Here is a 19,769-nt window from a genome sequence, read left to right as displayed (position 1 = left end):
GATCATGAGCGTGCGCAAGATCATCCACGTCGATTGCGATTGCTTCTATGCCGCCATCGAGATGCGCGACGACCCCAGCCTGGCGAACAAGCCGCTGGCGGTGGGCGGGGCGGCGGACCGGCGTGGGGTGATCGCCACCTGCAACTACGAGGCGCGCGCCTTTGGCGTTCGCTCGGCGATGGCTTCCGGGCATGCGCTGAAGCTGTGTCCGGACCTGCTGATCGTCAAGCCGCGAATGGAGGCATACAAGGCGGTGTCCCGGGAGATTCACAAAATCTTTCGCGACTACACCGAGGTGATCGAGCCGCTGTCCCTGGACGAGGCTTACCTGGACGTGTCCGACAGCCCGCACTTTGCCGGCAGCGCCACGCGTATCGCCCAGGAAATTCGGCGGCGGGTCTCCCGGGAGCTGCACATCACGGTCTCCGCCGGGGTGGCGCCGAACAAGTTCCTGGCCAAGATCGCCAGCGACTGGAAGAAACCCGACGGCCTGTTCGTGATCACCCCGGATCAGGTCGAGGCGTTCGTCGCCGAACTGCCGGTCGGCAAGCTGCATGGTGTGGGCAAGGTGACCGCCGACAAGCTCGCACGCCTGGGGATTCGCAGCTGCGCGGATCTGCGTCAGTGGCCCAAGCTGACGCTGGTCAAGGAGTTCGGCCACTTCGGCGAGCGCCTCTGGGGGTTGTCCAGGGGCATCGATGAGCGGCCGGTGCAGACCGACAGCCGCCGGCAGACGGTCAGCGTGGAGACCACCTACGATCAGGATCTGCCGGATCTAACGGCCTGCCTCGCGCAGTTGCCGCAGCTGCTGGACGAGCTGGCCCGGCGCATGGCGCGGCTGGATGCCAGCTATAGGCCGGACAAGCCCTTCGTCAAGATCAAGTTCCACGACTTCACCCAGACCACCCTGGAGCAGGCCGGCGCCCGCCGCGACCTCGACAGCTACGGGCTGCTGCTCAGCACTGCTTTCGCCCGCGGCAACAAACCGGTGCGGCTGCTCGGGGTGGGGGTGCGGCTGCATGACCTGCGCGGGCGCCATGAACAGCTGGAGCTGTTCGCGCCCTAGGGTGGATGGCGTTTTTTCATCCGCCGTGGAGGCAGTGTTGGTGGAAAAATCGATCCGGCAGCGGCGCTCGGTCGTCAGAGAGGCGTCTAGCCTTCAGCCGGCCACAGGCGCAGCGGCTTACCGGCCTCGGGCCACAGGCGCAGCTGGTCGAGCGGCGAGAAATCCCAGCGCCGCACCTTGCCCAGGCTGTCGAGGAACTGCGCTTCCTGCTCCATCCGCGGCAGGGTGCACTGCCTGCGGGTACTGCCCGCGCGGGCGAAGCTGAGGCGCTGGCCCTGCAGTTCGTAGCGGGCGAACCAGTGGTTGCAGCCGGTGTTGCCGTAGGCCCGGCCGTCCTCGCCCAGGGTCAGGGTCGGGTGGCTGTCGTCGAGCACCGGGCGCGCGCCGATCCACTCGACCCGGTAGCTGCGTTCGGTTTCCAGCAGCGGCGGGGTGCTGGCGCAGCCAAGCAGGCCGGCACCGAGCAGGCCGATCACCAGGGCGCGTGTCACGGCCCGGCCTAAGGACACTTCGGGCACAGGTGGCGGCCGTCCTGGCTGCGCCAGCCCAGTTCGCGAATGCGCGCCTCGGCGGCCGGGGCCTGGGCCTTCTTGCCGAGGGCGGCGTCCACGGCGAACTCGAAGTCCAGCTGGGTGGCGCAGCCGTCGCACTTGACCTGCCAGTTGAAGATCGCCAGCTCGCCGAACGCCGGACCGTGGGCCGTGGCGACCCACTGGCCGCGCGGGTTGATCAGGTGGCGGACCTTGTCGACCTGCAGGCGCATGCTCAGGTCGCGACTGCCCTTGAGGGTCACCAGCAGGCCGTCGCCGCTGTGAATCGAGCCGCCGTTGCCGGTGACCTGATAGCGGCCCGGCGCCAGGGCGCGGCATTCGATCAGGGTGTGCTCGGGGTTGAGCAGGTTGTAGCGAAAGTCGTGGTCGGCCATGGCTCCTCCAAAATAGGCGCGAATGCTATCACGGGCCGGGGGGCAGCTGATTGACCGGCGCGCCGGCCGCCCAGGCGCCGATGTTGCCCAGGGTGGTGGTGGCGATCGCCGCCAGCGCCTCCCGGGTGAGAAAGGCCTGGTGGGCGGTGACTATCACATTGGGGAAGGTCAGCAGGCGGGCCAGTATGTCGTCCTGCAGCGGCTGGTCGGAACAGTCGTCGAAGAACAGCTCGGCCTCCTCCTCGTAGACATCCAGGCCGAGGTGGCCGAGCTGGCCGCTCTTCAGGACCTCGATCAGCGCCGGGGTGTCGACTAGGGCGCCGCGGCCGGTATTGATCAGCATGGCGCCGCGTTTCATCTGGCCCAGGCGCGCGGCGTCGATCAAATGGTGGCTGTTCTCGTTCAACGGGCAGTGCAGGCTGATGATGTCGCTCTCGGCGATCAGGCGATCGAGGTCCACCTGTAGCCCGCCCAACTGGGGCAGGTCCGTGACCGGGGCGGGGTCGTAGACCTGCACCTGGCAGCCGAAGCCGGCCATGATGCGGGTGAAGACGCGGCCGATATGGCCACAGCCGACGACGCCGACGGTCTTGCCGTGCAGGTCGAAGCCGATCAGCCCATGCAGGGAAAAGTCGCCTTCGCGGGTGCGGTTGAAGGCGCGGTGGATGCGCCGGTTCAGGGCCAGAATCAGTGCCACGGCATGCTCGGCCACCGCATGGGGCGAGTAGGCCGGTACCCGGACCACGCATAGCCCCAGCTGCTGCGCGGCCTTCAGGTCGACGTTGTTGTAGCCGGCCGAGCGCAGGGCGATCAGTCGCGTGCCGCCGGCGGCCAGGCGCTGCAGTACCGGCGCCGAGAGGTCGTCATTGATAAAGGCGCAGACCGCTTCGCAGTGCTGCGCCAGGACGGCGGACTCGAGCCCCAGGCGGGCCTCCTGGAACTCCAGTCTCCAGCCCTGGGGGCGCTGGGCGGCGAGAAAGCTGTCGCGGTCATAGGGCTTGCTGCTGAACAGGATGATGCGCATCGCTGGCTCCTTGGTGCCCTGGCTGTCCGCCGCTAGGCGCTGACCTGGGCCGCGTTGGCTAACCGGTCGATCGCCGCGTCCAGTTCATCGAGTGCCTGCTGGGCGGCTGGATCGTTCTGCTTCAACAGGGTTTCGCTGCGCTGGCAGGCGGCGCGCAACTGCGGCACGCCGCAGTAGCGGGTGGCGCCGTGCAGGCGGTGGACCCGCTCGATCAGCGCATTACGCTCGCCGGCCTCGCGCGCCTGGCGGATCGCCTGACGGTCGCTGGGCAGGCCGTCCAGCAGCATGTTCAGCATGTCGGCGGCCAGGTCGGGCTTGCCGGCGGCAAGGCGCAGGCCCTCGGCCGTATCCAGCACGGCCAGCCCACCATCGCCAGCGTGCGGTGCGGCGGTGCGCTCCGGTCCCTGGCCGCGCAGGGCCAGGCCGGTCCACTTGAGCACCACCTGGGCCAGTTGGCGTTCGCTGATGGGCTTGGTCAGGTAGTCGTCCAGTCCGCTCTGCAGCAGGGCGCGCCGCTCGTTGGCCAGGGCGTGGGCGGTGAGGGCGATGACCGGCACCGGCGTGCGCTGGCGTTCGGCCTCCCACAGGCGAATCGCCTCGGTGGTCTGGCGGCCGTCCATGCCCGGCATCTGCACGTCCATGAAGATCAGGTCGAAGCTGGTTTGCTGTACTTCTTCCAGGGCCTGGTAGCCGCTGTTGGCGCCAGTCACCGTGGCGCCCATGTCCTCGAGCAGGGTCTGCACCAGCAGCAGGTTGGCCGGGTTGTCGTCGACACAGAGGATCCGCGCGGTGCGGCCGGGCGCCGGCGGGTCGGTTTCCCGGCGCAGGGGCAGCCGGGGGCTGATCAGCTCGGCCAGGGCGCGTTGCAGCTTGCGGGTGCAGGCGGGCTTGGCCTGCAGCTGGCTGTAGGCGTCGGGCAGGGCCTCGTGATAGAGCGCCTGCTCGGTGGTCGGGCAGAGCACCACGGTCTTGCAGGCGAGGTGCTGCAGGTCCCAGATGCGCTGGCCCAGGTTCTCCGGCGGCAGGCTCTGGGCGGTGACGCCCAGTACCGCGAGGTTGATCGGCTGCTCGCCGTGGTGGGCGGCGTCGACCGCTTCCAGCAGGCTGTCGAGGTCGGCGAAGGCGCTGACCTTGAGGCCGCAGTCTTCCAGCTGATGCTCCAGGGCCTGGCGCGCCAGGTCGTGGCTTTCGAGAATCGCCACGCGGCGGCCGAGCAGCGGCGGGCGCGGCAGGTCCTCGGCGTCGTCGCGGGCTTTCGGCAGGCTCAGGCTGACCCAGAACTCCGAGCCCTGCCCCGGGGTGCTGTCGACACCGATCTCGCCGCCCATCTGCTCGATCAGGCGCTTGGAAATCACCAGGCCCAGGCCGGTGCCGCCGGCCTGGCGCGACAGCGAGTTGTCGGCCTGGCTGAAGGACTGGAACAGCGCGCGCAGGTCCTCGTCGGACAGGCCGATACCGGTGTCCTGCACGCTGATGCGCAGCTGCGCGTGGTCGGCGCTCTCGTCCTCGAGCATGGCGCGCAGCACGATACTGCCTTCGCGGGTGAACTTGATGGCGTTGCTGACCAGATTGGTCAGCACCTGCTTGAGGCGCAGCGGATCGCCGACCAGCGACAGCGGCGTGTCGCGGTAGACCAGGCTGAGCAGTTCCAGCTGCTTCTCGTGGGCGGCCGGGGCGAGGATGGTCAGGGTGTCCTGCAGCAGGTCGCGCAGGTTGAAGGGAATGCTTTCCAGGACCAGCTTGCCGGCGTCGATCTTGGAGAAGTCGAGGATCTCGTTGATGATCCCCAGCAGGCTGTCGGCGGACTTCTCGATGGTACCCAGGTAGTCCTGCTGGCGCGGGGTCAGCTCGCTTTTCTGCAGCAGGTTGGTGAAGCCGAGGATGCCGTTCAGTGGCGTGCGGATCTCGTGGCTCATGTTGGCGAGGAACTCGGACTTGATCCGGCTGGCCTCCAGGGCCTCCTTGCGGGCGAAGTCCAGCTCGATGTTCTGGATCTCGATGGTCTCCAGGTTCTGCCGCACGTCCTCGGTGGCCTGGTCGATGCTGTGCTGCAGTTCTTCCTGGGCGTTCTGCAGGGCTTCGGCCATGCGGTTGATGCCCGAGGCCAGCTCATCCATCTCGTGGCTGCCGAGCGGCGCCAGGCGGGTTGCCAGGTTGCCGTCCTTGAGCAGGGCGACTTTCTGCTTGATGCGCCGCAGGGGCTCATTGATGCTGCGGCTCATGCGCAGGGCGAGCAGGGCGGTGACGGCCAGACCCGTGACGATCAGCAACAGGCTGGCGAACAGGCTGCGGTAGCCGCTGAGCAGGGTGCTGTGGTGCGACAGCTCCAGCTCCACCCAGCCGAGCAGGCGGCTGGCGGACTCGCCCGGCGGCGCGCCGGTCAGGCTCAGGTGTTGCTCGAAAACCGGCAGCAGGAAGCGCGTGGCGTCCTGGCTGCTGCGCCGCGCCGCCTGCAGGTCGCCGCCGGTCGGGGCGGCGTTGAGCATGCTGGGGCCGGCATGGGCCAGGTGCTCGCGCGCGGCGCCGAGAAAGCGCACGGAACGTACATCGGGCTGCTCCAGGGCCTGGGTGGCGATACGCTGCAACAGGGCGGCGTCGCCGCGCAGCAGGGCGGGGGCCGACAGCGGCGCCAGCTGTTCGGCGATCATCTCGCCACGCTGCAGCAGCTGCGCCTGCAGCCCGGAGAGCTGCACCCAGGTGAAATAACCGCCGAGCACCAGCGCCAGCAGGCTGGTCGGCAGCAGAGTGAGCATCAGCACGCGGCCTTTGATGCTTAGGTCCTTGAACACTCGTTTTCTCCCGTACGGCGCGGTCACTGTCCTCAGTGCGCCAGTTTAGCGGCTGGTCTCGCGGGAATGACAGGCCCGCTCGCGACTCGCTAGCTGATCGTCGCGTTATGGCCACCGCCGGTTTGCCGTTATCATGGGTGCCCCTTCTTGCCGTCTGGACTCGATCGACGCCATGACCCTGGAATTTCCCACCATTGCCGATTGCGTCGGCAACACCCCGCTGGTGCGTTTGCAGCGCCTGCCGGGCACTACCACCAACACCCTGCTGGTCAAGCTGGAGGGTAACAACCCGGCCGGCTCGGTGAAGGACCGCCCGGCGCTGTCGATGATCACCCGCGCCGAGCTGCGCGGCGATATCCGCCCCGGCGACACCCTGATCGAGGCCACCAGCGGCAACACCGGCATCGCCCTGGCGATGGCGGCGGCGATCAAGGGCTACGAACTGATCCTGATCATGCCGGACAACATGAGTGCCGAACGCAAGGCGGCGATGACCGCCTACGGCGCCGAGCTGGTGCTGGTGTCGCGCGAGGACGGCATGGAAGGCGCCCGCGACCTGGCCGAAAGCCTGCAGCGCGGCGGCCGGGGCAAGGTGCTCGACCAGTTCGCCAACGGCGACAACCCGCAAGCCCATTACAGCGGTACCGGCCCGGAAATCTGGCGCCAGACCCAGGGGCAGATCACCCATTTCATCAGCTCCATGGGTACCACCGGCACCATCATGGGGGTGTCGCGCTACCTCAAGGAGCAGAACCCGCAGGTGCAGATCGTCGGCCTGCAGCCGATGGAAGGCGCCTCGATTCCCGGCATCCGCCGCTGGCCCCAGGAATACCTGCCGAAGATCTACCAGGCCGAGCGTGTCGACCGCATCATCGACATGGCCCAGCGCGAGGCCGAAGACACCATGCGCCGCCTGGCGCGCGAGGAGGGCATCTTCTGCGGGGTGTCTTCCGGCGGTTCGGTGGCGGCCATGCTGCGCCTGTCCCAGGAGGTGGAGAACGCGGTAATGGTGGCGATCATCTGCGACCGCGGCGACCGCTACCTGTCCACCGGCGTGTATGACGCGCCCCACGACTGATGGCTAAGAAGAGCAGTGGGCTGCGTTTCCAGCCCAGCGGCGGCGCCCGCGCACCGCAAGTGCCGGTGGGCAAGAAGCAGCGCCTGACGATCGAACGCCTGGCCAACGACGGCCGTGGCATCGGCTTCGTCGACGGCCGCACCTGGTTCGTCAGTGGCGCGTTGCCCGGTGAGCAGGTCGAGGCAAGGGTGCTGGGCGCGCGCAGTCAGGTGGTCGAGGCGCGCAGCGAGCGCATTCTCGACGCCAGTCCGCAGCGCCGCGTCGAGCCCTGCGCCCATGCCCGGACCTGCGGCGGCTGCAGCGTGCAGCACCTGTCCCATGGCGATCAGCTGGCCCTCAAGCAGCGCCAGCTGGCCGAGCAGTTCAGCCGCCTGGCCGGGCTCGAGCCCGAGCACTGGGCGGCGCCGCTGGTCGGCCCCGAGTTCGCCTACCGGCGCCGCGCGCGCATCGCCGTGCGCTGGGACGCCAAGGCCAAGCGCCTGGAGGTCGGTTTTCGCGCGGCGGCCAGCCAGGACATCGTCGCCATCGATGAGTGTCCGGTGCTGGTACAACCCTTGCAGCCGATTCTCCAGGCCTTGCCGAGCGTGCTGAGGAGCCTGGACAAGCCCCAGGCCATCGGTCATGTGGAGCTGTTCAACGGCACCGCCAGCGCCATTCTGGTGCGCCATACCAGCGCCCTGGGCGAGGCCGACCTGGCGCGCCTGCAGGCCTTCTGCGCGGCCCACGACGGCCAGCTGTGGCTGCAGGGCAGCGGCGAGCCGCAGGCCTACGACAGTGGCGCCGGCCTGGGTTTTCGCCTGGAGCGTTGGGATTTGCTGTTGAGCTACCGGCCGGGCGATTTCGTCCAGGTCAATGCGCCGGTGAACGAGGCGATGGTCGCCCAGGCCCTGGACTGGCTGGCGCCGCGGGCGGACGAGCGGGTGCTGGATTTGTTCTGCGGCCTGGGCAACTTCGCCCTGCCGCTGGCCCGCACGGTCCGCGAGGTGGTGGCGGTGGAAGGGGTGCAGGCGATGGTCGAGCGGGCCGCGCAGAATGCCGCCGGCAACGGCCTCGGCAATGTGCGGGTGGTGCGCGCCGACCTGGCCGAGCCCCTGGCCGATTCCGGCTGGGCCCAGGGTGGGTTCGACGCCGTGCTGCTCGATCCGCCGCGCGACGGTGCGTTGCAGGTGGTCCGGCAGATGGCGGGGTTGGGCGCCAGGCGTCTGGTCTACGTCTCGTGCAACCCGGCGACCCTGGCGCGCGACAGCGCCGAGCTGGTGGCCCAGGGCTACAGGCTGAGCAGGGCGGGCATCCTCGACATGTTTCCGCAGACCGCCCATGTCGAGGCGATGGCGTTATTCGAAAAGTCCTAGGTCAGGATCGACCCCTTGCAAGGCGCCTTGTTTTTGCGCTGGGGTAACCTTATCTAGGTTCAACGGGGCGCGCAGGACGCGCACCTTAAGCAGTTAAACCGACCGGCCCGGAGAAGGCCGGCGTTTGTTCGGCGTGCCGCGTGCGCGTCACGAGGGAAGGTAAGCAGTATGGTTCAGGTGAGAGCGCACCAGCCGATCAACGATGACGGCAGCATCAACCTCCAGGCCTGGCTCGAGCATGTGCTCAGTGTCGATCCGGCACTGGATCGCGAGGCCTTGCATGATGCCTGCGAGTTCGCCCGCGAGGCCGAGCAGCAGGCCAATGCCGCACAGAATCTGTGGGCCGAGGGCGCCTCGAGCTTCCGCGCCGGCCTGGAGATCGCCGAGATTCTCGCCGACCTCAAGCTCGACCAGGACTCCCTGGTCGCCGCGGTGCTCTACCGGGGCGTGCGCGAAGGCAAGGTGACCCTGGCCGCGGTGCATCAGCGCTTCGGGCCGGTGGTGGCCAAGCTGATCGATGGCGTGCTGCGCATGGCGGCGATCAGCGCCAGTCTCAACCCGCGCGACTCCCTGGTGCTCGGCTCCCAGGCCCAGGTGGAAAACCTGCGCAAGATGCTGGTGGCCATGGTCGACGATGTGCGCGTGGCCCTGATCAAGCTGGCCGAGCGCACCTGCGCGATCCGCGCGGTCAAGGGCGCCGACGACGAGAAGCGCCAGCGCGTGGCGCGCGAGGTGTTCGACATCTACGCACCGCTGGCCCACCGCCTGGGCATCGGCCATATCAAGTGGGAGCTGGAGGACCTGTCCTTCCGCTACCTTGAGCCCGAGCAGTACAAGCAGATCGCCAAGCTGCTGCACGAGCGCCGTCTCGACCGCGAGCAGTACATCAACGATGCGATGGACCACCTGCGCGCCGAGCTGGAGGCCACCGGGATCAAGGCCGACATCAGCGGCCGGGCGAAACACATCTACTCGATCTGGCGCAAGATGCAGCGCAAGGGCTTGCAGTTCAGCCAGATCTACGACGTGCGTGCGGTGCGCGTGCTGGTGCCGGAGATGCGCGACTGCTACACCGCGCTGGGCATCGTCCACACCCTCTGGCGGCACATCCCCAAGGAGTTCGACGACTACATCGCCAACCCCAAGGAGAACGGCTACCGCTCGCTGCACACCGCGGTGCTCGGCCCGGAGGGCAAGGTGCTGGAGGTGCAGATCCGCACCCACGCCATGCATGAAGAGGCGGAGCTGGGCGTGTGCGCCCACTGGCGCTACAAGGGCACCGACGTCAAGTCCGGCTCCAACCACTACGAAGAGAAGATTTCCTGGCTGCGCCAGGTGCTCGAATGGCACGAGGAGCTGGGCGACATCGGCGGCCTGGCCGAGCAGCTGCGGGTGGATATCGAGCCCGACCGGGTCTACGTGTTCACCCCGGACGGCCACGCCATCGACCTGCCCAAGGGCGCCACGCCGCTGGACTTCGCCTACCGGGTGCACACCGAGATCGGCCACAACTGCCGCGGCGCCAAGATCAACGGGCGCATCGTGCCGCTCAACTACAGTCTGCAGACCGGCGAGCAGGTGGAGATCATCACCAGCAAGCACGGCACGCCGAGTCGCGACTGGCTGAACAGCAACCTGGGCTACGTGACCACCTCGCGGGCGCGGGCGAAGATCGTCCACTGGTTCAAGCTGCAGGACCGCGACCAGAACGTCGCCGCCGGCAAGGCCATGCTCGAACGCGAGCTTGGCCGCCTGGCGCTGCCCCAGGTGGAATTCGATGCCCTGGCCGAGAAGGCCAACCTGAAGACCGCCGAGGACCTGTTCGCCGCCCTCGGTGCCGGCGATGTGCGCCTGGCCCACCTGGTCAACCTGGCCCAGCAGCTGGTGGAGCCGGAGCGCGGCAGCGAGCAGCTCGAGCTGATCCCGCGCAAGGCCCTGGGCTTCCGGCCGGGCAAGCGCGGCGACATCCAGATTCAGGGCGTCGGCAACCTGCTGACGCAGATGGCCGGCTGCTGCAAGCCGCTGCCGGGCGACCCGATCGTCGGCTACATCACCCTCGGTCGCGGCGTCAGCATCCACCGTCAGGACTGCGCCTCGGTGCTGCAGCTGGCCGGCCGCGAGCCGGAGCGGATCATCCAGGTCAGCTGGGGGCCGGTGCCGGTGCAAACCTACCCGGTGGACATCCTCATTCGCGCCTACGACCGCTCCGGCCTGCTGCGCGACGTCACCCAGCTGCTGCTCAACGAGAAGCTCAACGTGCTGGCGGTCAATACCCAGTCCAACAAGGAAGACAACACCGCATCGATGTCGATCACGGTGGAGATTCCCGGGCTGGATGCCCTGGGCCGACTGCTCGGACGCATCTCGCAGCTGCCCAATATCATCGAGGCGCGTCGTTTGCGGGCGTCCTGAGCCAGCGCGCCCTTGGGATCGGGTGGACCAGCCTGGTTCACCCGCGTGCGCGGATAACCCCGTCGGTGGCTGGCTAAAGCGTCATCCACCCTACGTCGATCGGAGCTATTCATGTATCAACTCGACGACCTGCTGCACCTGATGGCCCGACTGCGCGACCCGCAGCACGGCTGTCCCTGGGACCTGAAGCAGTCCTATGCGAGCATCGTGCCGCACACCATCGAGGAAGCCTACGAGGTGGCCGACGCCATCGAGCGGGGCGATTTCGAGCATCTGCCCGGCGAGCTCGGTGACCTGCTGTTTCAGGTGGTGTACTACAGCCAGCTGGCCGGCGAGGAGGGGCGCTTCGCCTTCGCCGAGGTGGTCGACGGCATCACCCGCAAGCTGCTGCGGCGGCATCCCCATGTGTTCCCCGATGGCGACCTCTACGGCGCGCCTGATGCGGCCAGGCTGGAGGAGGCTGCGGTCAAGCAGCGCTGGGAAGAGTTGAAGGCCGAGGAGCGCGCCGAGAAGGTCGCCGCGCCGGAGCAGTTGTCCCTGCTCGACGACGTGCCCCAGGCGCTGCCGGCCTTGAGTCGGGCGGCCAAGCTGCAGAAGCGCGCCGCCCGGGTCGGCTTCGACTGGCCCGAGGCGTTGCCGGTGGTGGACAAGGTGCGCGAGGAGCTGGACGAAGTGCTCGAGGCCATGAGCGAGGACGACCCCGAGGCGATCGCCGAGGAGATCGGTGACCTGCTGTTCGTGGTCACCAACCTGGCCCGCCACCTCAAGGTGGACCCGGAGTCGGCCCTGCGCGCGGCCAACGGCAAGTTCGAGCAGCGCTTTCGTTTCATCGAGCAGGCCTTGCGCGAAGCGGGCCGGGCCATCGAAGATTGCGCCCTGCAGGAACTGGACGCGCTCTGGGGCGAGGCCAAGAAACTGGAAAAGCGGGATAAGCCGTCGGCCTGTTAGGCAGCGTCGATGGGTCGTGGTCGGTGGGAGCGAGCCCACCCTACATTTTTTGTTCGCGGGTATAGGTAGGTTATGGCTATTTCACTACGGGATCAGCTGCTCAAAGCCGGGCTGGTCAACGAAAAGCAGGCCAAGCAGGTCAGCAAAGAGAAGCAGAAGCAGAAGCGCCTGGAGCACAAGGGCCAGGTCGAGAAGGATGAATCGCAGAAGCTCGCCGCCCAGCAGGCCATGGCCGCCAAGGCCGCGCGCGACCAGGAGCTCAATCGTCAGCAGCAGGAGAAGGCCGAGCAGAAGGCCCGCGCGGCGCAGATCAAGCAGCTGATCGAGGTCTCCCGCCTGCCCAAGCTGACCACCGAGGACTACTACAACTTCGTCGACGACAAGAAGGTCAAGCGCCTGTCGGTGAACAAGCTGATGCGCGACAAGCTCAGCTGCGGTTCGCTGGCCATCGTCCGCCACGGCGGCGGCTACGAGGTGATTCCGCGCGAGGCAGCGCTGAAGATCCAGGCGCGCGATGCCCAGCGCATCGTCCTGCTCAATACGCCGACCGAGGCGCCGGACGCCGATGACCCCTACGCCGCCTACCAGGTGCCGGATGACCTGATGTGGTAATGGCCGCAAGCATGAAAGCCGGGCGAGTCCCGGCTTTTTCTTGGCTGCATGCTTTGCAGGGTGCCTATGGGAGAGTCCGAAGATGGGTAACGGCTACCAGCCGCTGGCGTGCGACCTCCATGACTATCTGGAGATCGCCTGCCTGCATCACTACCGTCTATGTATCGAACTGCTGGACGGCGGGCGCCTGGAGGCCGAGGCGCTCCCCACGCAGACCGCGCCCAGCAAGGAGGAATTCCTGGTCGTGCGAGATCAGCAGGGCGAGCAGCGCCTGCGTCTGGACCGGCTGCTGGCGATCACCCCGCTGACGCCGGGGGCCAGCTTCTCCCGCGTGGTGCTGGGCAGGGGGCAGTGCTGATGACATAAAAAAGCCGGGCGTCGCCCGGCTTCGGTTTTCCATCGCGATCAGTCGCGGCGACCTTCCACCGGCTTGCCGTCGACCGTGCCTTCCTCGAGCATGATCTGGTATTCCTTGCCGTCCTTTTCCACCTGGTGCAGGCGCACCAGCAGGTAGCTCCAGTCCTTGGCGAACCAGAGAATGGTCTTGCGCTTGCTCTGGGTCGGGTCGCGCACGCGCTCGACCTTGATGGCCTCGATCAGCCCGGCACGGGTGCGCACGGTTTCTTCGCCGAGCACGCGGAAGTCGTAGGTCTCGATTTCGTCACCGTCGACCACCTGGTAGCTCATGCTCTTCTTGCCGGCGGCGACGTCGTGCTGCAGCGCCAACTGGTAGGTCGACTTGTCCTGCAGACCGCGGTTGAGCGGAAAACGCACCGCCTCGCCGCGATCGTTGCCCACTACCTGCTTGTTGCTCCAGTCGAAGTCCTGCTCGATCACCTTGCTCTTGCCCAGGCCGCTGCGTTCGAAGCGGTAGCTCTGTGGCAGGAAGGCGTCGTTGTCTAGGCGGAAGGTACTGGTCTCGCTGAGGCTGGCGACCAGCATGGAGGCCTCGAAGCTGAGCTGCCAGCGGCCGTCGTCCAGGGCCTGCAGGCCGCGCTCGGCCGACCCGCTGACCGGCAGCTGCTTCCAGTCGGCGGTGTAGCTGGCGGAGAACGGCTTCAGCTCGGCGGCGAAGGCCGGCAGGCAGAATAGGGCGAGGGCGAACGATAAGGCGCGACGCATGGTGTCTCCTAGGTTCGAAAGAGGTGGCCGGTGCTCGGAAGCGGCTGCCCGTCCAGCATCGCGCCCTGCTCGCCAAGGCACAAGCGCTCCTCGGCGAACCAGCGCACGGCCAGCGGGTAGATCAGGTGCTCCTGTTCGTGGACCCGTTGCGCCAGGCTCTCGGCCGAGTCGTCCGGCTGCACCGGGATCACTGCCTGTACGACCAGGGGGCCGCCGTCGAGTTCCTCGGTGACGAAGTGCACGCTGCAGCCATGCTCGCAGTCACCAGCCTGCAGTGCCCGCTGGTGGGTGTGCAGGCCCTTGTACTTGGGCAGCAGCGAGGGGTGGATGTTCAGCAGGCGGCCGGCGTAGTGGCGGACGAAGTCCGGGGTCAGGATGCGCATGAAGCCGGCCAGGACCACCAGCTGCGGCTCGAAGGCGTCGATGGCTTCGATCAGCGCGCCGTCGAAGGCCTCGCGGCCGTCGAAGGCCTTGTGATCGAGCACCCGGGTGGCGATGCCGGCGGCCTTGGCCCGCTCCAGGCCATAGGCATCGGCGCGGTTGGCGATCACCGCGCAGATGTGTGCCGGATTGTCGTCATGGCTGATGCTGTCGATCAGCGCCTGCAGGTTACTGCCGGAGCCGGAGATCAGCACCACGACATTGCAGGTCGACGCCATCAGTGCTGCTTCAGGTTGTTCAGCACGACGCGCTCGGCGCCGTCGGCGGCCGCGGCGATCTGGCCGATCACCCAGGGCTGCTCGCCGGCCTGGCGCAGGCAGGCGAGGGCGCTGTCGACCTGCTCCTGGGCCACGCAGATGACCATGCCCACGCCGCAGTTCAGCACGCGGTGCATTTCATGCTCGTCGACGTTGCCCTTTTCCTGCAGCCAGTCGAACACCGCCGGACGCTGCCAGCTGGCCACGTCGACCACCGCCTGGGCGCCTTCGGGCAGCACGCGCGGGATGTTGTCGAGCAGGCCACCGCCGGTGATGTGGGCCATGGCCTTGACCGCGCCGGTGTCCTTGATCAGCTGCAGCAGCGGCTTGACGTAGATGCGCGTCGGCGCCATCAGCAGCTCGGTCAGCGGCTGGCCGTCGAGCTGGGTGGCTTCGATGTCGGCACCGGACACCTCGATGATCTTGCGGATCAGCGAGTAACCGTTGGAATGGGGGCCGGAGGATGGCAGGGCGATCAGCGCGTCACCGGTGCTCACCTTGGAGCCATCGATGATCTCGGCTTTTTCCACCACACCGACGCAAAAGCCGGCCAGGTCGTAGTCTTCGCCTTCGTACATGCCCGGCATCTCGGCGGTCTCGCCGCCGACCAGGGAGCAACCGGCCAGTTCGCAGCCGGCGCCGATGCCGGTGACCACGGTGGCGGCGACGTCGACGTTGAGCTTGCCGGTGGCGTAGTAGTCGAGGAAGAACAGCGGCTCGGCGCCGCAGACCACCAGGTCGTTGACGCACATGGCGACCAGGTCCTGGCCGATGCTGTCGTGCTTGTTCAGGTTCAGCGCCAGGCGCAGCTTGGTGCCGACGCCGTCGGTGCCGGATACCAGCACCGGCTGCTTGTAGCCGGCCGGGATCTCGCAGAGCGCGCCGAAGCCGCCCAGCCCACCCATGACTTCCGGACGTGCGGTGCGCTTGGCCACGCCTTTGATGCGCTCGACCAGGGCTTCGCCCGCGTCGATGTCTACACCTGCGTCCTTGTAGCTGATGGAGGGTTGCTTGCTCATAGATCCAGGCCTTTGAAGGGGGAAATCGGATGTGCACCGGCGCTGCAGCGGCCGGCCTGCGAAGGCGCGCGATTTTATCAGGCTTGCCGGGCAGCGGCCAGCCGCCGTGGTTGCCGGCGCGCGGGCGGCTGTTTAAGGTAGGAGCCTCTGTGCGCCGCCGTTCAGGCCGTGGCGCGCCGCCTTCCGCCCGTCGAGAGCCAATTCCATGCGCCTTATCGCTCGCCTGCTTGTTCTGAGTCTGTCGCTGCTGAGCCTGCCCGGCCTTGCGGCGACGTTGAGCGACCTCTACCAGGTGCGCGAGCCGGTCGCCAGCCAGCAGCCGGATGAGCGCGATGCCGCCCTGGGACGCGCCCTGGAGACCCTGGTGCTGCGCCTGACCGGCAGCCGCAACGCAGCGCAGAGCCCGGCGCTCGCCGAGTTGCGCAAGGATCCGCAACAGATCGTCAGCCAGTATGGCTACGAGGGTGACAGCCTGCTGGTGGATTTCGACCCGCTCAGCACCGATCGTCAGCTGCGTCAGGCCGGCCTGTCGCTGTGGGGCGCCAATCGCCCGGCCATAGTCGCCTGGTGGCTGAGCGAGGGCGTCGGCGGTTCCAGCCTGATCGGCGATGGTCAGGACAGTGCCGCTCCCTTGCGCCGGGCGGCGCAGCACCGCGGCCTGCCGCTGCTCCTGCCGTTGGCCGATCTCGGCGAGCAGCTGCTGGCGACGCCGGACAGCCTCGCGGCCAATGACCCGGAAGCCCTGCGCTCGGCCTCCGAGCGCTATGCCGGCGATGCGCTGCTGGCGGTGCTGGCCCGCGAGGCCGATGGCCAGTGGCAGGCGCAGTGGCGCCTGTGGCTGGGTGACAAGCGTGAGCAGGGCAAGGCCGAGGGCGCCGACCAGAGTGCCCTGGCCGATGCGGTGTTCCTCGCCGTCAGCGAGCGCCTGGCGCCGCGCTTCGTGGTGGCGCCCGGTGCCGCCTCGAGCCTGACCCTGGAGGTCCAGGGCGTCGACCTGGCGCGCTACGCGGAGCTGCAGCGCACGCTGGAGCCCCTCGGCGCCCAGCTCAGTCAGGTGCAGGGCGATCGGCTGACCTACCGGATCAATGCCAGCGCCGAGCAGTTGCGCGCGCAGATGGGCCTGCTGCGCCTGCAGGAGGTGCCGGCTGAGGCGGCACCGATCGACGCCGGCCAGCCGCCTGCAGAGCAGCCGGCGCCCCAGCTGCTGCCGCGCACCGAAATCCTGCGCTTTCGCTGGTAGACTGTCGCCCCTTGAAACGCTGACCTGGGCCAAGCCCTGCCTTTTTGCAGCGGAGGGGCCTTGGGAGGCTGCGGAGTGGGGCTCTGGGCACTCCTCGGCTTTGGCGTTTTCCCGGGCAGTCCGTTTCGCCAACTGAGGGCTGAGGATGAACGATTCACGTCGCTGGCTATGGATAGCTGGGCTGTTGCTGCTCGGCTGGTTGCTGTATCTGCTCCACCCGATTCTCTCGCCCTTTCTGATCGGCGTGCTGTTGGCCTACCTGGGCGACCCGCTGGTCGATCGCCTGGAGCGCTGGAAGCTCTCGCGCACCTGGGGCGTGATCCTGGTGTTCGTCCTGTTCGGCCTGATCCTCGCGCTCATGCTGCTGGTGCTGGTGCCGCTGCTGGGCAAGCAGCTGATGCGACTCTATGAGCTGACTCCGCAGATGCTCGATTGGGCGCAGCACGTGGCCTTGCCGTGGGTGCAGGCGCAGCTGGGACTGAACGATGGCTTCTGGCGCTTTGACCAGCTCAAGGCCGCGCTCTCCGGGCATCTGGGCAAGACCACCGACATTCTCGGCCTGGTCCTGTCGCAGGCCACTGCCTCGGGCCTGGCGCTGGTTGCCTGGGTGGCCAATCTGCTGCTGGTGCCGGTGGTGACCTTCTACCTGCTGCGCGACTGGGACCTGATGATCGCCAAGGTGCGCGGGATGCTGCCACGCAGCCGAGAAGGGCTGGTGGTGACCCTGGTTGGCGAGTGCCACGAGGTGCTCGGCGCCTTCCTGCGCGGGCAGCTGATGGTCATGCTCGCGCTGGGCCTGGTGTATGCCACCGGCCTGATGCTGATCGGCCTGGAGCTGGGGCTGCTGATCGGCCTGCTGGCCGGCCTGGCCAGCATCGTGCCCTATCTGGGCGTGGTGGTCGGCGTCACGGCGGCGCTCACCGCGGGACTGTTCCAGTTCGGTGGCGAGCTCTACCCGCTGCTGGCCATCGCCGCGGTGTTCGGTGTCGGTCAGTTGCTCGAGGGCATGTTGCTGACCCCCTGGCTGGTCGGTGACCGCATCGGCCTGCATCCGGTGGCGGTGATCTTCGCGATCATGGCCGGTGGCCAGCTGTTCGGCTTCAGCGGTGTGCTGCTGGCCCTGCCGGTGGCCGCCGTTATCATGGTTTTGCTGCGCCATGCCCATGATTTCTATAAACTTTCCGCTCTTTACGGAGAGTCCCCCCGCGGCTCCGACGAACCGCAGAGTCCTGCATGACACCCATTCAACTGCCGTTAGGCGTTCGTCTTCGCGATGACGCCACCTTTGCCAACTACTATCCCGGCGCCAATGCCGCCGCGCTCGGCTATGTCGAGCGGCTGTGCGAGGCCGAGGCCGGCTGGACGGAAAGCCTGATCTACCTGTGGGGCGCCGCGGGCGTCGGCTGCAGCCACCTGCTGCAAGCCGCCTGTCTGCGTTTCGAGCAGCGCGGCGAGCCGGCGGTCTATTTGCCGCTGGCGGAGGTGGTGGAGTACGGGCCGGATATCCTCGACAACCTCGAACAGTGCGAGCTGGTGTGCCTCGACGGGCTGGATGCCGTGGCCGGTCGCTGCGACTGGGAGGAGGCTCTGTTTCACCTGTTCAATCGCCTGCGTGACAGCGGTCGGCGCCTGCTGCTCGCGGCCGACAAGTCGCCGCGGGAGCTGTCGATCGGGCTTCCCGACCTGCAGTCGCGACTGACCCTGGCGCTGGTCTTCCAGCTGCATGAGCTGTCCGACGAAGACAAGCTGCGGGCCCTGCAGCTGCGCGCCTCGCGCCGCGGCCTGAACATGAGCGATGAGGTCGGCCGCTTTATCCTCACCCGCGGCGAGCGCAGCATGAGTGCGCTGTTCGAGCTGCTCGAGCGACTCGATCAGGCCTCGTTGCAGGCTCAGCGCAAGCTGACCATTCCCTTCCTGAAGGAAACCCTGGGCTGGTAACCGGGCGCGGCGCGCAGCCGCGCCTGAGTCGGCGGCCTGGGCTGGCTCGCCTTAGACGAGTCAGCCGGTCAGGCGTCCACTTACCCTTGTGTTCAGCTTTCCCCGGCCAGTTTGCGGTCGTACTGGAAGCACCAGCGGGTGTACATCAGCGCGGCGCAGAACAGGCTGAGGCTGAGCAGGGTTTCCAGCCAGCCGAACAGCGCCTTGGCGGGGTCGAAGGCGGCCAATACCCCCTGGATGAAGTACAGGTTGACCACGAAGCAGGTCCAGGCATGGGCGCGGGCGCTGCCGAGGATCAGGCCGGGCGCCAGCAGCAGCAGGGGGAGCAGCTGGAAGGCCAGGATCAGCCACAGCAGCTTGTCCGGGAGTTCGGCGAACACCAGGTTCCATACCAGCAACAGGATGGCCAGGGCCAGGAAGCTGAGCAGGCTGATGGCGCGGCTGATCGCCAGGCGCGGCTTCAACCACTCGAGGGCCGGCAACGGCTTGGGGGTTCTAGCCACGGGCATTCTCCAGTTTCAACGCGGTCCGCGCCAGGCGCTGGCCGAGGGTGCGGCACAGGCTGATCTCGTGCTCGTCGAGGGCGCGCTTGCCATCGGCGCCGGCATGGTGGCTGGGGCCATAGGGCGTGCCGCCACCGCGGGTTTCCAGCAGCGCCGACTCGCTGTAGGGCAGGCCGGTGATCAGCATGCCGTGGTGCATGAGCGGCAGCATCATCGACAGCAGGGTGGTTTCCTGGCCGCCGTGCAGGCTGGCGGTGGAGGTGAACACGCCGGCCGGCTTGCCGACCAGGCCGCCGCTGAGCCACAGGCTGCTGGTGCCGTCGAGGAAGTACTTGAGCGGCGCTGCCATGTTGCCGAAGCGCGTGGGACTGCCCAGGGCGAGGCCGGCGCAATGCTTGAGGTCATCGAGGCTGACGTAGAGCGCGCCGTCGGCGGGAATGTCCGGCGCCACCGCCTCGCATTCGGTGGAGACCGCCGGCACGGTGCGCAGGCGTGCTTCCATGCCGCCCATTTCGACGCCGCGGGCGATCTGCCTGGCCATTTCGGCAGTGGCGCCATGGCGGCTGTAGTACAGCACCAGAATGTAGGCTGAACTCACGGCAGCAACTCCAGCACCTTCTCCGGTGGACGGCCGATCACCGCCTTGTCACCGGCAATCAGGATCGGGCGCTCGATCAGCTTGGGGTGGTTGACCATGGCCTCGATCAGTTGCGCGTCGCTCAGGCCGGGCTCGGCCAGGTTGAGAGCGCGGTACTCCTCCTCGCCGGTGCGCAGCAATTGGCGGGCGTCGATGCCGAGCTTGCCCAGCAGCGCCTGCAGCTGCGCGGCACTGGGCGGGGTTTCCAGGTAGCGCACGATGGTCGGGGTCAGACCGCGCGCCTCGAGCAGTTGCAGGGCGCCGCGCGATTTCGAGCAGCGAGGATTGTGATACAGGGTCAGGTCGGTCATGGGCGGGTCGCATCTGGGGTCGAGTGGCGGCTATTCTAACCGCGTCGGCGCCCGAGTCTGAACAGCTGGGCGTTTCGACGGCCGGATCGGGCCAT

At 67.7% G+C, this 19,769-nt stretch carries 20 protein-coding genes; 10 read left to right on the top strand and 10 right to left on the bottom strand.

Annotation, left to right across the window (positions count from 1 at the left end; translation table 11 throughout):
- The first annotated feature begins 10 nt into the window (after positions 1-10).
- Entirely contained in the window at positions 11-1,066 is a 1,056-nt protein-coding gene (gene dinB, locus KDW96_RS04895) for a DNA polymerase IV (protein WP_255840480.1), read from the top strand.
- An 86-nt stretch (positions 1,067-1,152) separates the two neighbouring features.
- Here the strand turns inward: dinB and KDW96_RS04890 are convergent, their stop codons facing one another.
- From KDW96_RS04890 to KDW96_RS04875, 4 genes are read right to left on the bottom strand one after another with little or no spacing between them, the layout of a single operon-like run.
- Positions 1,153-1,557 carry an META domain-containing protein gene (locus tag KDW96_RS04890; protein WP_255839309.1) on the bottom strand — a complete coding sequence of 135 codons (405 nt, stop codon included), beginning with the start codon at positions 1,555-1,557 and terminating at the stop codon, positions 1,153-1,155.
- An 8-nt stretch (positions 1,558-1,565) separates the two neighbouring features.
- Positions 1,566-1,991, bottom strand: a complete 426-nt coding sequence (locus tag KDW96_RS04885; RefSeq protein WP_255839307.1) for a hypothetical protein — start codon at positions 1,989-1,991, stop codon at positions 1,566-1,568.
- 28 nt (positions 1,992-2,019) lie between these two features.
- Positions 2,020-3,015 (bottom strand): 2-hydroxyacid dehydrogenase, encoded by a 996-nt coding sequence (locus KDW96_RS04880; protein WP_255839305.1) that lies wholly within the window; start codon positions 3,013-3,015, stop codon positions 2,020-2,022.
- A gap of 32 nt (positions 3,016-3,047) precedes the next feature.
- Positions 3,048-5,804 (bottom strand): response regulator, encoded by a 2,757-nt coding sequence (locus KDW96_RS04875; RefSeq protein WP_255839304.1) that lies wholly within the window; start codon positions 5,802-5,804, stop codon positions 3,048-3,050.
- 172 nt (positions 5,805-5,976) lie between these two features.
- On the opposite strand from KDW96_RS04875, the gene cysM reads away from it, so the two are divergent.
- The 6 genes from cysM (at position 5,977) to KDW96_RS04845 (ending at position 12,564) form a co-directional block, all read left to right on the top strand.
- A complete protein-coding gene (gene cysM / locus KDW96_RS04870) occupies positions 5,977-6,882 on the top strand; it encodes a cysteine synthase CysM (protein WP_255840479.1) in 906 nt (301 codons plus the stop codon).
- On the top strand, positions 6,882-8,234 hold the full coding sequence (rlmD, locus tag KDW96_RS04865) for a 23S rRNA (uracil(1939)-C(5))-methyltransferase RlmD (protein ID WP_255839303.1): 1,353 nt from the start codon (positions 6,882-6,884) through the stop codon (positions 8,232-8,234). Before cysM ends, rlmD begins: the two co-directional genes overlap by 1 nt.
- A gap of 168 nt (positions 8,235-8,402) precedes the next feature.
- Positions 8,403-10,646 carry a GTP diphosphokinase gene (gene relA, locus KDW96_RS04860; protein ID WP_255839302.1) on the top strand — a complete coding sequence of 748 codons (2,244 nt, stop codon included), beginning with the start codon at positions 8,403-8,405 and terminating at the stop codon, positions 10,644-10,646.
- Positions 10,647-10,757: 111 nt separating this feature from the next.
- On the top strand, positions 10,758-11,594 hold the full coding sequence (gene mazG, locus KDW96_RS04855) for a nucleoside triphosphate pyrophosphohydrolase (protein WP_255839300.1): 837 nt from the start codon (positions 10,758-10,760) through the stop codon (positions 11,592-11,594).
- Positions 11,595-11,666: 72 nt separating this feature from the next.
- Complete coding sequence (locus KDW96_RS04850; RefSeq protein ID WP_255839299.1) at positions 11,667-12,206, top strand: DUF2058 domain-containing protein; 540 nt, start codon at positions 11,667-11,669, stop codon at positions 12,204-12,206.
- A gap of 82 nt (positions 12,207-12,288) precedes the next feature.
- Entirely contained in the window at positions 12,289-12,564 is a 276-nt protein-coding gene (locus KDW96_RS04845; RefSeq protein ID WP_255839298.1) for a Rho-binding antiterminator, read from the top strand.
- 47 nt (positions 12,565-12,611) lie between these two features.
- On the opposite strand, the gene KDW96_RS04840 is transcribed toward KDW96_RS04845, so the two are convergent.
- Genes KDW96_RS04840 through purM form a run of 3 tightly spaced genes read right to left on the bottom strand, consistent with a single transcriptional unit; the run spans position 12,612 to position 15,045 of the window.
- Positions 12,612-13,328: a DUF3108 domain-containing protein gene (locus tag KDW96_RS04840; RefSeq protein ID WP_255839297.1), complete on the bottom strand. Its 717-nt coding sequence runs from the start codon at positions 13,326-13,328 to the stop codon at positions 12,612-12,614.
- An 8-nt stretch (positions 13,329-13,336) separates the two neighbouring features.
- Positions 13,337-13,987 carry a phosphoribosylglycinamide formyltransferase gene (gene purN, locus KDW96_RS04835; protein ID WP_255839296.1) on the bottom strand — a complete coding sequence of 217 codons (651 nt, stop codon included), beginning with the start codon at positions 13,985-13,987 and terminating at the stop codon, positions 13,337-13,339.
- Complete coding sequence (gene purM, locus KDW96_RS04830; RefSeq protein WP_255839295.1) at positions 13,987-15,045, bottom strand: phosphoribosylformylglycinamidine cyclo-ligase; 1,059 nt, start codon at positions 15,043-15,045, stop codon at positions 13,987-13,989. Before purM ends, purN begins: the two co-directional genes overlap by 1 nt.
- Before the next feature lie 205 nt (positions 15,046-15,250).
- Here purM and KDW96_RS04825 point away from each other — a divergent pair, with 205 nt between their 5' ends.
- The 3 genes from KDW96_RS04825 (at position 15,251) to hda (ending at position 18,223) form a co-directional block, all read left to right on the top strand.
- Positions 15,251-16,285 (top strand): DUF2066 domain-containing protein, encoded by a 1,035-nt coding sequence (locus KDW96_RS04825; RefSeq protein WP_255839294.1) that lies wholly within the window; start codon positions 15,251-15,253, stop codon positions 16,283-16,285.
- Between the two features lie 145 nt (positions 16,286-16,430).
- Positions 16,431-17,522 (top strand): AI-2E family transporter, encoded by a 1,092-nt coding sequence (locus tag KDW96_RS04820; protein WP_255839293.1) that lies wholly within the window; start codon positions 16,431-16,433, stop codon positions 17,520-17,522.
- Positions 17,519-18,223 (top strand): DnaA regulatory inactivator Hda, encoded by a 705-nt coding sequence (hda, locus tag KDW96_RS04815; protein WP_255839292.1) that lies wholly within the window; start codon positions 17,519-17,521, stop codon positions 18,221-18,223. The genes KDW96_RS04820 and hda overlap by 4 nt, the downstream gene beginning before the upstream one ends.
- 92 nt (positions 18,224-18,315) lie before the next feature.
- Here the strand turns inward: hda and KDW96_RS04810 are convergent, their stop codons facing one another.
- The 3 genes from KDW96_RS04810 to arsC are packed head-to-tail and all read right to left on the bottom strand — an operon-like array spanning position 18,316 to position 19,674.
- A complete protein-coding gene (locus KDW96_RS04810; RefSeq protein WP_255839291.1) occupies positions 18,316-18,726 on the bottom strand; it encodes a DUF2069 domain-containing protein in 411 nt (136 codons plus the stop codon).
- Complete coding sequence (gene wrbA / locus KDW96_RS04805) at positions 18,719-19,324, bottom strand: NAD(P)H:quinone oxidoreductase (protein ID WP_255839290.1); 606 nt, start codon at positions 19,322-19,324, stop codon at positions 18,719-18,721. Before wrbA ends, KDW96_RS04810 begins: the two co-directional genes overlap by 8 nt.
- Positions 19,321-19,674 (bottom strand): arsenate reductase (glutaredoxin), encoded by a 354-nt coding sequence (arsC, locus tag KDW96_RS04800; protein ID WP_255839289.1) that lies wholly within the window; start codon positions 19,672-19,674, stop codon positions 19,321-19,323. Before arsC ends, wrbA begins: the two co-directional genes overlap by 4 nt.
- Positions 19,675-19,769: the final 95 nt, after the last annotated feature.

This window comes from Pseudomonas benzenivorans (assembly GCF_024397895.1).
In the GTDB taxonomy this organism is placed as follows: Bacteria; Pseudomonadota; Gammaproteobacteria; order Pseudomonadales; family Pseudomonadaceae; genus Aquipseudomonas; species Aquipseudomonas benzenivorans_A.
This window is presented reverse-complemented; position numbering and strand designations above follow the sequence as displayed.